At 42.3% G+C, this 14,914-nt stretch carries 13 protein-coding genes; 6 read left to right on the forward strand and 7 right to left on the reverse strand.

The window, feature by feature from the left end; all coding sequences use genetic code 11:
- Nucleotides 1-11: 11 nt before the first annotated feature.
- Nucleotides 12-689, reverse strand: a complete 678-nt coding sequence (locus BTO08_RS10185; protein ID WP_105060881.1) for an alpha/beta family hydrolase — start codon at nt 687-689, stop codon at nt 12-14.
- Nucleotides 670-1,590, reverse strand: a complete 921-nt coding sequence (locus BTO08_RS10190) for a transcriptional regulator GcvA (protein ID WP_005371607.1) — start codon at nt 1,588-1,590, stop codon at nt 670-672. The genes BTO08_RS10185 and BTO08_RS10190 overlap by 20 nt, the downstream gene beginning before the upstream one ends.
- Before the next feature lie 363 nt (nt 1,591-1,953).
- On the opposite strand from BTO08_RS10190, the gene csdA reads away from it, so the two are divergent.
- Both csdA and csdE read left to right on the forward strand, forming a co-directional pair.
- Nucleotides 1,954-3,174 carry a cysteine desulfurase CsdA gene (gene csdA / locus BTO08_RS10195; protein WP_105060882.1) on the forward strand — a complete coding sequence of 407 codons (1,221 nt, stop codon included), beginning with the start codon at nt 1,954-1,956 and terminating at the stop codon, nt 3,172-3,174.
- Between the two features lie 23 nt (nt 3,175-3,197).
- Nucleotides 3,198-3,632, forward strand: coding sequence for a cysteine desulfurase sulfur acceptor subunit CsdE (csdE, locus tag BTO08_RS10200; RefSeq protein ID WP_105060883.1), 435 nt, complete (start codon nt 3,198-3,200; stop codon nt 3,630-3,632).
- Between the two features lie 84 nt (nt 3,633-3,716).
- Here csdE and tcdA read toward each other — a convergent pair whose 3' ends face one another.
- Both tcdA and mltA read right to left on the reverse strand, forming a co-directional pair.
- Complete coding sequence (tcdA, locus tag BTO08_RS10205) at nt 3,717-4,526, reverse strand: tRNA cyclic N6-threonylcarbamoyladenosine(37) synthase TcdA (protein ID WP_105060884.1); 810 nt, start codon at nt 4,524-4,526, stop codon at nt 3,717-3,719.
- A gap of 121 nt (nt 4,527-4,647) precedes the next feature.
- Complete coding sequence (gene mltA / locus BTO08_RS10210) at nt 4,648-5,778, reverse strand: murein transglycosylase A (RefSeq protein ID WP_105060885.1); 1,131 nt, start codon at nt 5,776-5,778, stop codon at nt 4,648-4,650.
- A gap of 299 nt (nt 5,779-6,077) precedes the next feature.
- On the opposite strand from mltA, the gene BTO08_RS10215 reads away from it, so the two are divergent.
- Nucleotides 6,078-6,293 (forward strand): hypothetical protein, encoded by a 216-nt coding sequence (locus BTO08_RS10215; protein WP_005371580.1) that lies wholly within the window; start codon nt 6,078-6,080, stop codon nt 6,291-6,293.
- On the opposite strand, the gene BTO08_RS10220 is transcribed toward BTO08_RS10215, so the two are convergent.
- Entirely contained in the window at nt 6,290-6,700 is a 411-nt protein-coding gene (locus BTO08_RS10220) for a DUF2850 domain-containing protein (RefSeq protein WP_105060886.1), read from the reverse strand. The genes BTO08_RS10215 and BTO08_RS10220 overlap by 4 nt on opposite strands.
- A gap of 171 nt (nt 6,701-6,871) precedes the next feature.
- On the opposite strand from BTO08_RS10220, the gene argA reads away from it, so the two are divergent.
- The 3 genes from argA (at nt 6,872) to BTO08_RS10230 (ending at nt 9,057) form a co-directional block, all read left to right on the forward strand.
- Nucleotides 6,872-8,200: an amino-acid N-acetyltransferase gene (argA, locus tag BTO08_RS10225; protein ID WP_105060887.1), complete on the forward strand. Its 1,329-nt coding sequence runs from the start codon at nt 6,872-6,874 to the stop codon at nt 8,198-8,200.
- A gap of 138 nt (nt 8,201-8,338) precedes the next feature.
- Nucleotides 8,339-8,494: a DUF5993 family protein gene (locus BTO08_RS22430; protein ID WP_005371575.1), complete on the forward strand. Its 156-nt coding sequence runs from the start codon at nt 8,339-8,341 to the stop codon at nt 8,492-8,494.
- Nucleotides 8,495-8,508: 14 nt separating this feature from the next.
- The gene (locus BTO08_RS10230) at nt 8,509-9,057 is read left to right on the forward strand and encodes a disulfide bond formation protein B (RefSeq protein ID WP_005371573.1); all 549 of its coding nucleotides are present in this window, start codon (nt 8,509-8,511) and stop codon (nt 9,055-9,057) included.
- Between the two features lie 67 nt (nt 9,058-9,124).
- On the opposite strand, the gene recD is transcribed toward BTO08_RS10230, so the two are convergent.
- On the reverse strand, nt 9,125-11,194 hold the full coding sequence (gene recD, locus BTO08_RS10235; protein ID WP_105060888.1) for an exodeoxyribonuclease V subunit alpha: 2,070 nt from the start codon (nt 11,192-11,194) through the stop codon (nt 9,125-9,127).
- Complete coding sequence (gene recB, locus BTO08_RS10240; RefSeq protein ID WP_105060889.1) at nt 11,187-14,789, reverse strand: exodeoxyribonuclease V subunit beta; 3,603 nt, start codon at nt 14,787-14,789, stop codon at nt 11,187-11,189. The genes recD and recB overlap by 8 nt, the downstream gene beginning before the upstream one ends.
- Nucleotides 14,790-14,914 lie beyond the last annotated feature (125 nt).

Raw genomic sequence — 14,914 nt, forward strand, 5'->3', positions numbered from 1 at the left:
TTTGTAATGGTTCAGTCACCACAGCACTCCTTAATAAACCGCGCTAATCGCTCAATGGCAGTTGCTATATTATTAGCCTCAGTAAAACCAGAGGCTTTTCGCGGTTTAAAACTATGATCGCCGTCAGGAAGAAACGCAACCTCTACATTGGGAGAAAACGCCCATTGTGCTATTTCTGCTTTAGTACCAAACGTGTCTCGCTCACCTTGTAGGATCAATGTGGGTACCGTAATCGACGCCAAATGATCACCACGAAAATTTTCAGGTTTCCCCGGTGGATGAAAAGGAAAACCTAAACACACCACACCTTTGACTTTCGCTGCGCAGTTTTCTACATCCGGGCTTTGATCGGCAACCTCTGTTGCCATAATACTCGCCATTCTACCGCCCATTGATTTACCGCCAATGACTAACGAACTGCCAGCAAAGGTTTCGATATGACGTTGAAAATCAATCAAGAGTTTTGGTTGGCGATCAGGCGGTCGCTTTTTTCCATCTTCAGCACGTTTAACCATATATGGAAAATTAAACCGTACTACCCGAATATCTTGCAGCGCTAAACCTTCAGCGACTGCCGTCATAAAAGCATGATCCATTCCCGCCCCTGCACCATGCGCAAACAAAAATGTTGCTACAGCGGTACCTGATTTAGGTTCGTTGATTACGTATTCACTGGCTAAGTTCGACATCAGGCATATCCTCTTGTTCACGACGTGCTTTGGCTAACACCCAATCTCTAAATATTTGAATTCGCCCAGTATCAGCTTGGCGCTCTTGGCAAACAAAATAGAAAGCGTTTTTACTCACTAACACTTCATCAAATGGACACACCAAGCGCCCAGCTTCTAATTCTGGTTGCGCTAATACATTATTTCCCAGCGCAATTCCCTGACCATGAGCCGCAGCTTGTAGCACCATGGTTGAGTGACTAAAAATAGGCCCTTGGTTAACGTTAACTCCTTGCACATCATAATGACGAACATAATTCTTCCACTCTTTTCGAGAAGTATCGTGTAACAAGGTGTGTAGTTTTAAATCGTCTAATGTGCGCAGCGGTTTCGCCCCTGTCAGCAGCATTGGCGAACAAACAGGCATCATAAACTCTTGATATAATTTATCGGCACGCAAGCCAGACCAATTACCTCGACCATAGTAAATCGCCACATCGACATCATCAGTGAGCGATCCTTCATCCAAATCGACCGCTTTAATACGTACGTCAATATCAGGGTGTTGTTCATTAAAATCGGTTAAACGTGGCACCAACCATTGGATGGCAAAACTAGGAGGTAAACTAATGGTTAATGCACCTTTAGCACCTCGTTCCAAGACCTTATCAGTCGCATCAGATATCGCTGAAAAGATATCTTTAATATCGAGAAAGTAGCCCTGTCCTTCCTCTGTTAGTAATAGAGAACGATTACGACGACGGAATAACTTTAAGCCTAGAAATTCTTCTAACGCTTTAATTTGATGACTAACTGCGGCTTGAGTAACAAATAATTCTTCAGCAGCACGAGTAAAACTCAAGTGTCTTGCTGCCGCCTCAAACACCTTTAATGAGTTGAGCGGAGGTAAACGTCTAGACATACTTTTCTCGACTATTTAATGCATTAGTTTTTTTAATCCTGAACATTATAAATTGTCCATTGTTCAACTACTAGAGAAACCCTATTATCTCTACGCAATATTGATTTAATCCTCTGTTCTTTGCCCTCTGGCTAACCAGCTTAATCAATATTGCGTGTTGTGTTTGCATATTATCCGAATCCTTTCGGACGGATGGAATAACCATCCTTTATTTCCTGTATTTTTGACTATACAGTCAAAGCTATTTTTAGCACTGCGCCCCAACGCAGTGCTATTTTTTTATCAATATAAAGCCATCAATACTTGCTCTCTGACTTATTTATTAGCATGATCCTTCGTTCAATCTTAGCTATGTGAACAACCATGACCACTCAATTTGATATCTCAACTATTTTGGCTCAATTCCCTGCCTTGCAACACACAGATGGTGAATTACCGCCAGTGTACCTAGACAGTGCAGCAACCGCACAAAAGCCAGCCGTGGTTATTGATACAATCACTGAGTACTATCGTGGTTATAATGCCAATGTGCATCGTGGCAGTCATAGCCTCACAGCGAATGCGACACTGCGCTTTGAACAAGCAAGAGAAACCGTACAACACTTCATTGGCGCAGCGCACAGCAAAGAAATTATTTGGACACGTGGCGCAACAGAAGCATTAAATTTAATTGCTCAAACTTATGCCCGCGCAAATCTAACGGCAGGAGATGAAATTCTAGTCAGTGAGTTAGAGCATCACGCCAATATCGTGCCATGGCAAATGATAGCGGCCGAAACCGGTGCACGCGTCATTAAAATTCCGATGCGCGATGACTGTACTTTAGATCTAGAGGCGTTTTATTCGCTCTTATCGGATAAAACAAAAATCGTTGCAGTAGCCCACATTACCAATGTTACGGGTACCCGTAACCCAATTGAAGAAATCATTCACGCAGCTCACCAGCACAACGCAATTGCTGTGATTGATGGCGCACAAGGTATTGCTCATGAAGATATTGATGTCACTGCACTTGATGCTGACTTCTATGTGTTCTCAGGCCATAAAATATATGCTCCTGCTGGTATTGGCGTTCTTTATGGCAAGCAAGCGCTACTTGAAGCAATGCCACCTTGGCACGGCGGCGGTAAAATGGTGGAAAAAGTCTCTTTTGAAGGTACAACTTTCGCCGCACTACCGGGTAAATTTGAAGCTGGCACCCCAAATGTAGCAGGATGTTTAGCGTTAGCCGCAGCAATTAATTGGCTCAAGCAACTGGATAGACAAGGCGCTGAAGTACATATTGAAAACTTGCGCCACAAAGCCATCGAAGGCATTAAAAATATTGATGGCTTACGTATTATAGGATTACAACCGAAGGCAAGTTTATTCTCTTTTGTCGTTGATGGGGTGCACCATCAAGATATTGCGACCCTATTAGATCAACAAAATATCGCGCTGCGTGCTGGTCACCACTGTGCACATCCCATGCTTGATGCACTAGGCTTAACAGGAACATTACGCGTATCATTAGCGCTTTATAACACCGAGCAAGATGTAGAGCGCTTTATCAATGCACTACACAAAGCTTGTGATTTACTTTAATGCGGTTATCTGGATTGAATACTATGACTGAACTTACACTTCCCCATCACCCTTTCGGCACCGACATTTCAGATACAGACATTGTTGCTCAAATGCAAAACGCTTCAGGCTGGGAAGATCGCTACCGTACTGTCATTCAGCTAGGTAAGAAACTGCCGGTAATGGCAGAAGAAGACAAAGATGAGCAGTTAAAAGTCAGTGGTTGTGAATCGCAAGTTTGGCTTCGCCACCAGCAAGTTGGTGATCACTTTTATTTTCAAGCTGATTCTGACGCGCGTATTGTTCGCGGCTTAATAACACTCGTACTTGCCGCTTATCACGGTAAAACGCGTACAGAGATCAGTGAATTTGATATTGATGGCTACTTTGATTCACTCGGTTTAATTGCCCATTTGAGTCCGTCTCGTGGCAATGGGTTAAAAGCGATTGTTGAGCAAATAAAACAACTCGCACGCTAAACAAGATTTATCAGTCCTAGAAATAGCAGAGTAATAAAAAAGGCAGATCATATGATCTGCCTTTTTCATGTAACTGCCTATCGATTACTGTTTATGTTTTTCGATAAGCTTACGTAATATTTGTGATACTGCGACAAAACCAAACGTTGCAGTCACAACGGTTGCCGCGCCAAAACCACTCGCGCAATCCATACGCTTAGGCCCTTCTGCTGTCGCTTTTACTGCACACACAGAGCCGTCGGCTTGTGGATACTTCAGTTGCTCTGTTGAAAATACGCAATCAATACCAAACTTACGTTTTGGGTTTTTCGGGAAGTTATGATGACGACGCAAGGTATCACGTAACTTCTTCGCTAATGGATCTTGAATTGTCTTGGTTAAATCAGCGATCTGAATTTGTGTTGGGTCCATTTGACCGCCAGCACCACCTGTGGTGATAACCTTAATTTTATTGCTTTTACAGTATGACAGCAGTGCCGCTTTTGGCTTAATGCTATCTATCGCATCGAGTACGTAATCAAAGTCTTTTGACAAGTATACAGCTTGATTTTCAGGCGTAATGAAATCATCAATCAGATTCACTTTACACTCAGGATTGATTAAGTGAATACGCTCAGCCATCACTTCAATTTTGCTTTTACCTACCGTCCCTGTCATAGCATGAATTTGACGGTTAATATTCGTTACACACACATCATCCATATCTATCAGGGTAAGCTCACCGATACCTGAACGTGCTAACGCTTCTGCCGCCCATGAGCCAACACCACCAATACCAATCACACACACATGTGCAGCACGAAGAATGTCTACTTCGCTATTACCATATAAGCGACGTGTGCCGCCAAAACGTTGGTTATAACTGTCGGATGCTGGAGTATCAAGTTCACGCATAGTACTTCTTCACTGATCTGATGGATAAAGAAAGAGTGCGTTTTTATACGCACTCTTAATAGAATTGTCCAGTTGTTAGCATGACGCCCAATAGGCGATCATGACATCTAACGTGACGAGATTATGGTTTTAACCACGGGTCTTGTGTCGCTGTATTTTTTAAGCCTAAGCGCCATACACGGCCAAAGTGTTTATAGTGACCCGCATCAGTACCCGCTTGTTTACCCATACCATGGTAAAGATCTAAGTGGTTTTTCTTTACAGCACCGCCAGTATCTAACGCCAGTAATAAACGTAATACGTGCTTACCCGTCCAATTACCTTGAGCATCAAGCTCTGGTACTTCAGCTAATAGCGCAGAGCCCATTGGAATATATTTACGATCTGCCGCTACTGCAGCATTAGCAAGTAACGGAATACCCGCGCTGCCTTTAACATCTAACGTTTTCGTTGGTTTAAAGAAAACAAATGATGGATTTTGCTCTAACAGTTCACGTACTTCAGCATCACTATGGGTAGATACCCACTCTTGAATCGCTTTCAGTGACATTTTTTCTTTCGGCACTTCACCACGATCAATCAATACTCGGCCAATACTCACATAACGGTGACCATTTTTACCGTTATAACCAAAGTATTCTAATTGATCATTGTCTTCATAATGCACAAAACCACTACCTTGCACCTCCATCATAAAGATATCTAACATAGATTTACTATAACCAAGCTCTAAGCCTTTACCTTTTAACGCACCATTGTAAATTTCAGCACGTGATGGGCAACGACCTTGGCATTTTGGCATCGCGTAGACAGGATAACGGAACGTGGCGTTCGGCGTATGACGTAGCTCGATCACTGGCGAATAATAACCAGTAAACATCACATTACCTTTATTATCACCACCGCCCATTTGCGCGGCTTCAATACCGTAACTTGCTAATGTGCTTGGATCGCCACCAGCACTGATCCATTTTTCAAGCTGGTTATACAACGGGCCATATTTGCGCGCCATTGATGGAGAACGTGTGACTACCATTTCAGCTTGGGGAGCAAAGGTGGTGTAATCTCGCTGCTTATCTGACTTAATTGTTGAAACACGATTTAATACATGTGAAAAATAGTTACCAAGATATTGGTGAGCTAATGGATTTTTTTGAATAGCGGTTTGTTCATTAGTTGATTGTGCATCGTTATTCGATGCACAACCTACTAAACCAAACATAATAATAGCGATTGCTGCTTTACGTAACACGATAGATAAGCCTATAAAATTTTAAAATGCGAGATACAGCTAATATGGTAGATATATGTGAATGAAGGCAATAGTAGCAAATCAATAACAATATAACGTAATAATCTTAAGTCATATTTGTATCTAAATGTCATTGTAGTGTTTGCATTTTCACTCAACGAATATAGATATTTATATTGTTAATAACTCCCCCAGTGTCATATTCTTGACATATACAAACGATTTAATAAAATCGTAATAAAAAATAAACAACTTACAAACGAATAATAAAAATAACGCACTCATAAGGATATAAAGAGATGCAATCACCACTTAAAGTTGGCAAAGATACCTTGTTAGATCCCAATGCTATTGAATACCAATGGATCAGGAATTTAACTAGCGAAGGAGTTCCTCAACACCAAATTAACCACGTTATCCAACATTGTCTCGGCGGTACACCACAGATAGCTGATCTCTTGAGACAAATAGCACTCAAGCAAAGTTCCATCCATGAGCTACTAAAATTGATCTAATCGAGTCGTAACGGTGTGCGTACAAATGTAGAAATGTAATGTGCAGGCTGCTGACGGATAAAGTTGTTCTTATGATAAAGATAAGAGTAATGCTGTTCACCTAATTGATAGCTCAATGTTTGGCCATCCCAGCAATACTGTGTCGTTACTAGCCGCCCATCACGATAAATACCCAATGGACGGACTTCAAAACTTTCTGCCGCATATTGCGCGACATCATGCTCTTTCCAAGAGCCATAGATGTCTACAGATGAAGGAGGCTTTAACCAAGAAGATAATGCTGTTTTTGATACAAACAGGCTAGTTAGTGCTAAACCACCAACTAATAGCAAGATCAAAATAATTGTTTGTGAATGTTTTGTCATCAGATGAGAAGTACTGACTTTAGATGATTGTACTTTATCCAATTCCCACCTCCACAAAAACCACTAATACAATTTAAAATAACAGATTGTTCGCAATGTTAAATTAAAATCACTGCCATAACATCTTTGTAAATACTATCACTTAAATACTGTACAAATTGACAAATTAATTTACTTTATCCATATAACTTTTTTGTACATGGATGTCAGATAGTGAAAAGACGTAGTACACCGCTGGTTAAAGGATTCAGGCAATCAGCTCCCTACCTAAATGCGCATGTTGGGAAAACCATGGTGATCATGGTGGGTGGAGAGGCATTTGCCGATCCCAACTTCGATAATATCGTCAATGATATCGCACTACTTAATAGCCTAGGCATTCAAATCGTTATTGTCTACGGCGCTCGCCCGCAAATTAGTACGTTACTGGCAGAGCAAGATTGTCATTCTCCTTATCATAAAGGGATCCGTATTACCGATGAACGAGCATTAGAAATTGCTAAGCAAGCTGCGGGACAACTTCAGTTAGATATCACCGCTCGCTTTTCAATGGGGCTCCATAATACCCCAATGGCTGGCGCGCAGATTAATATCATTAGTGGCAACTTTATTATCGCCCAACCTCTCGGTGTCGATGACGGCGTAGATTATTGTCATAGTGGAAAAATTCGTCGTATTGATACCGATGCGATTAAACGCCAGTTAGAGCAAGGTTCCATTGTACTACTCGGCCCAATTGCGAGTTCAGTAACCGGAGAATGCTTTAATCTCACCTCAGAAGAAGTCGCAACCCAAGTGGCTATCCGCTTAAAAGCCGACAAACTTATTGGTTTCTGCTCAGAGCAGGGAGTCATTGGCGACAACAATGAAATTATCTCTGAATTACTGCCAAACGAAGCTGAACATATCCATCAAAAACTTGTTGCACAGCGTGCGCAAGACTGTGGTACAGGACGTTTCCTACGTGGCGCTATTAGTGCTTGTCGAGCTGGCGTTCCTCGCAGCCACCTGATCAGCTACAAAGAAGATGGTGCATTAATTCAAGAGCTTTTTTCTCTTGATGGTATCGGTACCCAAATCGTAATGGCGAGTGCAGAAAAAGTACGACGCGCCAATATTAACGACATTGGTGGCATTCTGGATCTGATCCAGCCATTAGAACAAGAGGGAATTTTAGTTCGACGTTCCCGAGAACAACTAGAGCAAGAAATTACTCAATTTACGATTGTAGAGCGTGACAATTTAATTATCGGCTGTGCTGCCCTTTATCCCTTTCCCGAAGAGAAAATGGCTGAAATGGCTTGTGTCGCAATTCATTCTGACTTTAGGGATGATAATCGCGGTGTATTACTGCTCAATGAGTTATGCCAACAAGCACGCCAACAAAACCTCGAACACTTATTTGTATTAACCACTCGAAGCTTGCACTGGTTCCGAGAACAAGGCTTTTCTGAATGTGATGTAGATAGGCTGCCAATGGCCAAAAAAGCACTCTATAATTACCAAAGAAGATCAAAGATACTCATTACAAAAGTAAAATAATTGACAGAAAATTAACAAAAGGGTGACTTAAGAGCGTAAAATTGTCTGTGTAGAGTTATTTTACTAAAAACATGCTCAACTAAGATAACGATACAAATACATTAAAAAAATACAAATTACTTCAGGTTAAATCAACTTATGATGAGTTTAATATTTCTATTACTTTTGATTGCAATGGTCAGCGCTTTCATTGGTAAGAAAAACGTAGGATATGCATTTTTTGCCGCATCCGTAATTATTGGCTTATATTGGTTTCATCACCATGCCACTGATTCACTATCGATTTTATTATAGAGGGGGAATGATTAATGAATAATAAACATGTAACCCTTCTTAATAGTTTGGGTCTATTAGGTATTACCTTTGTATTATTAATGGGCTCAGTATTACAAGTTGCTTGGAATGAATTACCTTGTCCACTGTGTTTATTGCAGCGTCTTGGTTTTGTTATGGTAATGTTCGGCTTTATGCTTAATGTCGTTTATGGCACTCAGCAACGCCATTATGGTGTGATCTTAGTCGGTGCATTATTTGGCGCAGCGACAGCGCTTCGCCAAGTATCGCTACACGTTATCCCTGGCACACCGGGTTTTGGTAGCCCGATCCTTGGTATGCACTACTACACATGGGCATTTGTGATCTTTGCTATGGCTATCGCCGGTGTCGCACTACTTCTCCTACTTTGGAATAAAGAATGGACAAGCGAAAATTATCAAATGAACAAATTTGGTAAGTTTGTTTGTATTCTAGCGATTGTGGCCGTTCTAATTAATGTTATTTCTACATTCCTTGAATGTGGCCCTTACCAATGTCCAGATAACCCTGTTAGTTACTGGTTGTTAGACATGTTTAAGTAATACCTTAAATAACGAACAATAAAAAACGCCAGCACAAATGCTGGCGTTTTTATTGATAGATACAGGTTTACACTAACAATTCAGATAAACCACTTGCTCGCTCAGTTCTTACTTGCACACTACGACGAATAACGTCTGGTTGAGCATAAAGATACAATCTCGCTTTTGCACGAGTAATACCGGTATAAATCAATTCTCGAGTTAAGATCGGTGTAAAGTCATTCGGCAACACCATTACGGTATCAGCAAATTCAGATCCTTGTGATTTATGGATAGTCATCGCATACACCACTTCATGCTCTGGAATACGACTAGGCAAGAATCCACGGATCGTTCCATCAGGCATCTCAAAATAGACCTTCAAACGACGCACACCATCGACGGCATCCGTTTCTGGCTCTAACATAGTGATACCAATATCACCGTTATATAAACCAACGGCATGATCATTTCGGGTGATCATAATTGGGCGACCTTGATACCACGTATCGTCTCCCGGGTTAATTTTACCGCGGTGAGTTAACTCTTTTTCTATCCGGTAGTTTAACCCTACAACACCAAAATCACCTTCGCGCAATGCACATAACAAGCGCACATTCGCAAACGCATCTAGCACCAATTTAGGTTCACGTTGTGCAGCAATCGCATCTAAATAATCAAAGTAGAAGGTCGTCACCTGATTAATCATCGACTGATAACTGTCAGAAGATAAGGCGTAATGATGAATATCTTTAAAGCCTTGCTGCCAGACTTTTTCCACCAACGCAGGACGACCGCTGTTAATTGCTTTCGCTAACTGACCAATACCAGATTGAGCGTGGAAACGGTAACTCTTTTGTAGCATGCATAAACAATCGGCCACCAAACTTAAATCTAGTGAGGTGCTATGGAGGTCATAGCCCGTCAACTGGCTAAGCACTTGCCCTTGCGTTCCACTATAACCTTGATTAGCAAATGAGCAGATATCACCGAGTACAGCACCCGCTTCAACCGATGCCAACTGATCTCTATCTCCTAATAAAATCAGTTTCGCGCCAGCAGGCATCGCATCAAGCAATCGTGCCATCATAGGTAAATCAACCATTGAGGCTTCATCAACCACTAACACATCAAGGTGTAAGGGATTATCTTTATGATGGCGAAATTCAACGCGTCCCGGAATTGCCCCTAATAAACGGTGGATCGTACTCGATTGCGTCGGAATACGCTCTTTTACTGATGCCTCAACGGGCAATGATTTCACCGCAGAACTAATCGATTCTGTTAAACGTGCTGCCGCCTTACCTGTCGGTGCCACCAGCATAATATTAGGTACATGCTCATCACCGGCTTGCATCACTAATGCCGCAAGTAATTTAGCGACTGTGGTTGTTTTACCCGTACCAGGGCCGCCAGAGATCACTGCAAACTGACGTGTCAATGCCACTGCTGCTGCCACTTTCTGCCAATTTAAGCAGGCATCAAGTGGGATCACCCCATCTAATTGAGACAGATCTTTTTGCGATGTCGCATTCACTAAAATATGCTCGACTTTCGTCCAGTCAACTTGCTCCGGTTTCACCACATCAAGCATGTCACACACTAACCTCTGGCGTGCATCAGCTGTTGTCGCTGTAGATAAAGCTTCATACAAGTAACCGTAAGTAACAGGAAATAAATCATCTAATGCCTGATGCATAACGTTGAGAGCAGTCGTACTAAATCGTACATCCTCTGCTCCTGCATTGTTTGCCATCATGAGGATTTTATTAGCAACGGTTTGTTCAAATTGCCAATAACGACTTAGATACAAACGTCCATGCTCAATAACTAAAGGGCTCGCTTGCACCTTGCCGGTTTGCACACTTGATACCACCGCAAAATGGCTTAATAGCTCTCCCCATTGTGAAGGCTCTGGCACGCCTTCTAACAACTCAATCGCAACACGTGATGGCAAACTAAATAAACGCTGAGGCGAAAGTGTATCTAGCACTACGCAAACATGCCCCTTACCTAATTCATTACTGGCAAGGGCTGCCACAAGTGCGGCTAAATCAGCTTGATCTGCAGGGCTATGATGCGCGACAAATTTTGCGAACTGATAATCAAGCTGACGCAACACACCTTGTTTGGTTAACGCTTGAAGTCGTTTAAGCATGAGGTAATGCTCCATCAATTAATAAATCCAGTTCTTCTAACAATGCTTGCGATGGTTTCGCATGGAAAATCCCACTGTCACTACCAGCTTGAATGCCACGTAGGAACAAGTAATACACACCACCGAAATGAGTCTCATAGTCGTAGTTTGGAATACGGCTACGCAAGAAACGTTGCAGCGCTAAGGCATAGATTTGATACTGCAAGTCATAGCGGTGATCGCGCATCGCTTCAACCAACTGCTCACCACGATACACCTGTGGATCATCTCCGAGATAATTCGATTTCCAGTCTAATACGTAATATTTACCCTGATGTTCAAACACCAAGTCAATAAAACCTTTAAGCATACCGCTGACCGTACTAAAGCCAAGCTCACCAGCTTTAGCGGAAATAGAATCATGCTTAGCAATGACTTTATTAAGTAGCGGTGATTGCAACATTTCAATCGGGAGTAAAAACTCCATTTCCGTTAAACGTTGTTGTGGTGTTTTTTCTGCCAATCGCAATTGTTCACCATCTAATGGACAGTGCAAAACATCTTTAATTAATTGCTGCAATACAGGTAGCCACGCTAACTCGTAATGTTCAAGTTGCAATAGCTCCGTCAGTTTAGCGACAGTTTCTGGGCTATCGACAGGACGAGTAAACTCAATTTCTTCAAACACCGTATGTAAAAATGTCCCCGGACGCGCACCGCGAGGGAAAGTGTAAATAGAGTATTCAGGCTCTAACTCCACCTCCGTTTCACTGTTTTCTGGCGTTTCTTTCTGTACAGAATCGATATCAAATCCAGGAAGATCTAAACTACTATCATGATGTGCTTGATGACCTTGTTTCACCAAGTTGGAATAACTGGTCATCCACCAATTACGTTCAATTTGACGCTCAAATTCACGACGATTCAACGCATCAGTTTGCTCATTTTGTCCTGCCCACTTATCGACAGGTAATACTGGAGGTTCAGCAATAGTGATCGTCGGTTGCGCTTCAGATAACTTAGCCAGTGCTAATTCTAGTGCTGCAACACCGCACTCTTCTCCATTTTGAATTAAATACCCCATCGCTGATTTGTGTAATCCAGTAGGCTCTTTGCTACTGCGACCATTACGTACTGGTGCCATACCAACAAAACAGCCATAAACTGCACGAGTTAACGCTACATAAATTAAACGTAAATCTTCTGCGAGGCGTTCTTTATCAGCTTTAGAAATAGAATCAGCGTGCTTGGTAATATCTAAAATCGTCACGTTATCGTCTTCATCGTGATACTTCACTTCGCCTTTACTATCGACTTCACGATAGCTACAAACAAACGGCATAAAGACTAAATCGTATTCCAATCCTTTTGATTTGTGGATGGTAACAATCTGCACCAAATTACGTTCGGACTCTAAACGCAAAATTTGCTCATCAGAATTACCGTTTGGCTCAGCTACGTTTTCAGCCAACCAACGTAATAGCGCATAATCACTGTCTAAGGTTTGACTCGCTTCTTGCAGTAATTCACCAATATGAAGTAAGTCAGTTAAACGACGTTCACCACCTTCTTCCACTAATAAACGCTCAGCAATATTGTTTTTCGCCATCACGCTTCGTAGCATAGGCATCACACCACGCTTGAGCCATTGTTGACGGTATTGCTTAAAGCTATTTACTGCAATTTCCCACTCATTCTCATCATTATTAAGCGTATCGAGCTCTATTGCGGTTAAAGAAAACAACCCTGATGCCAACGCAGCACGCAATGCGCGATCGTCATCAGGTGTTAGTACCGCTTGTAATAATCGCTGTACATCAGCCGCTTCTGCAGTGGAAAAAACGCTATCACGATTAGATAAATACACACTGGCAATCCCTTGTTTTGCCAGTGCTTCACGCACCAACTTACCTTCTCGTCCTGTACGTACTAACACCGCAATATCACCCGCTTTCACTGGGTGCTGAGTTTCTTTATCTAAAAAGTAGCCTTGTCCTTGTTGTGACTGCTCTAAAATATGCTGAATTTGTGCTGCTGTCGCCGTTGCCATCGTCGACTCATAATCGCCCTTGGTAATAGGCTTGCCATCGAGGCTATCTTGCAGCCAGAACGTGAGCGCATGTTGTTGTTCGCCGTTTAGCCACCAGCTACGATCTGGTGCTTTCGGACTATGACTAACAGGATCAAAGGTAATATCTTGATCATAAATAAACGGGCTATTAGGGGTATCAAACACGCTATTTACCGACGCAATCATATCTGCCGTTGAACGCCAGTTGGTACCTAATGTGTAATGATCTTGAACCTGACGACGGGCTTGAATATAAGTAAAAATATCTGCCCCACGAAACGCATAAATCGCCTGCTTAGGATCACCGATCATAAATAACCCACACTCAGGGTGATCGTTATACACCGAACTGAAGATACCGTATTGCAGGGGATCGGTATCTTGGAATTCATCGATCATCGCAACTGGATATTGGCTGCGGATCTTACTTGCTAGGAGATCATCTTGATCGTTGTCGATCGCAGCACCTAACTGCGTTAAGAGATCATCAAACGATAACCACCCTTTATGGGCTTTTGCCTGCGCCAGTAAAATACGACAATGTTCAATCGCGTGCGCTAATAAGGGATCGCGTAATGTAACTGGGTTATCAAGTAAATCTGCAACCGCAACAAATACCGCATGCTGTGGTGCTTCACCTTTCGGGGTTTTAGTGATCAATTCCTGTTGGTGAAACTTCTCTAATTTATCCGGTAAATCATAATTCTCAGTCGGTTGATTTGCCCATTCATTCACTTGAGCGAGCCACGTTGGTAGGCTCTTTTTGGTATAGCTACGTTTATTCACGTCAGAGTTTGCAATTAACGCTTCTAAATCAGCGAAGTGCTGTTTCCATAATGCTTTAAATTCATTAATGCGTTCAATATTTTGCTGATGTAACTGCTCTAAACTTGCCGTCATAGCCGCTACAGAAAGTTTAACGGGGGCACCTGTTAAGCTATTGCCAATATCTTTTAATAGCGCATGCGGCGATGACCATAAATCACGGATCTGGCAAGCAAGCGCTCGTGGTAACTGATAGAAATGACTACGCCAGTAATCCGCTACCACCAAGTTCTTCAATTGGCTTTCATCGGTGACAAATTCATTGTTGAAACGACAGCCTGATTCAAACGCGTTTTGAGTCAACATTCGCTGACAAAAACCATGGATGGTATAAATAGCCGCTTCATCCATTTGACGTTCAGCTTGCAGTAAAATATTGGCTGCCGCTTTATGATCGGGATACTCTTGCAGTAACGGGGCTATAACGGGATCGCCACTCACACCACGACTAAACGCTAAACGCGCATCATGAATACGGCCACGAATACGATCGCGAAGCTCTGCCGTTGCCGCTTCTGTAAAAGTCACCACCAGAATTTGATCAACGGTTAATTCAACGGCATGACGCGTTTCTGTATTACCATGACCGAGTAATAGACGCAGGTATAAACTGGCAATAGTAAATGTTTTGCCCGTACCGGCAGAGGCTTCAATTAAACGTGTACCATGCAATGGAAAGGCCATTGGCTGCAAAATATTGGTTTGCGTTTGTACCGTCATGATTTTACTTGTCCCATATCGTAAAACTCGATCACTCCAATGATCCCTTGAAGCTCAAGGTGATCTTGCTCACATCACTACTGTGATCAAACACTTATAAGCGAATATTGAGCGATCAAATCTTG

The sequence above is a fragment of the Photobacterium angustum genome, from assembly GCF_002954615.1.
In the GTDB taxonomy this organism is placed as follows: domain Bacteria; phylum Pseudomonadota; class Gammaproteobacteria; order Enterobacterales; family Vibrionaceae; genus Photobacterium; species Photobacterium angustum_A.

Coding starts and splice junctions, on each gene's coding strand:
- csdA (WP_105060882.1), top strand. CDS start 1,954: ATGACCACTCAATTTGATATCTCAACTATTTTGGCTCAATTCCCTGCC.
- BTO08_RS10190 (WP_005371607.1), bottom strand. CDS start 1,590: ATGTCTAGACGTTTACCTCCGCTCAACTCATTAAAGGTGTTTGAGGCG.
- recD (WP_105060888.1), bottom strand. CDS start 11,194: ATGCTTAAACGACTTCAAGCGTTAACCAAACAAGGTGTGTTGCGTCAG.
- BTO08_RS10185 (WP_105060881.1), bottom strand. CDS start 689: ATGTCGAACTTAGCCAGTGAATACGTAATCAACGAACCTAAATCAGGT.
- csdE (WP_105060883.1), top strand. CDS start 3,198: ATGACTGAACTTACACTTCCCCATCACCCTTTCGGCACCGACATTTCA.
- BTO08_RS10230 (WP_005371573.1), top strand. CDS start 8,509: ATGAATAATAAACATGTAACCCTTCTTAATAGTTTGGGTCTATTAGGT.
- BTO08_RS22430 (WP_005371575.1), top strand. CDS start 8,339: ATGATGAGTTTAATATTTCTATTACTTTTGATTGCAATGGTCAGCGCT.
- recB (WP_105060889.1), bottom strand. CDS start 14,789: ATGACGGTACAAACGCAAACCAATATTTTGCAGCCAATGGCCTTTCCA.
- tcdA (WP_105060884.1), bottom strand. CDS start 4,526: ATGCGTGAACTTGATACTCCAGCATCCGACAGTTATAACCAACGTTTT.
- BTO08_RS10215 (WP_005371580.1), top strand. CDS start 6,078: ATGCAATCACCACTTAAAGTTGGCAAAGATACCTTGTTAGATCCCAAT.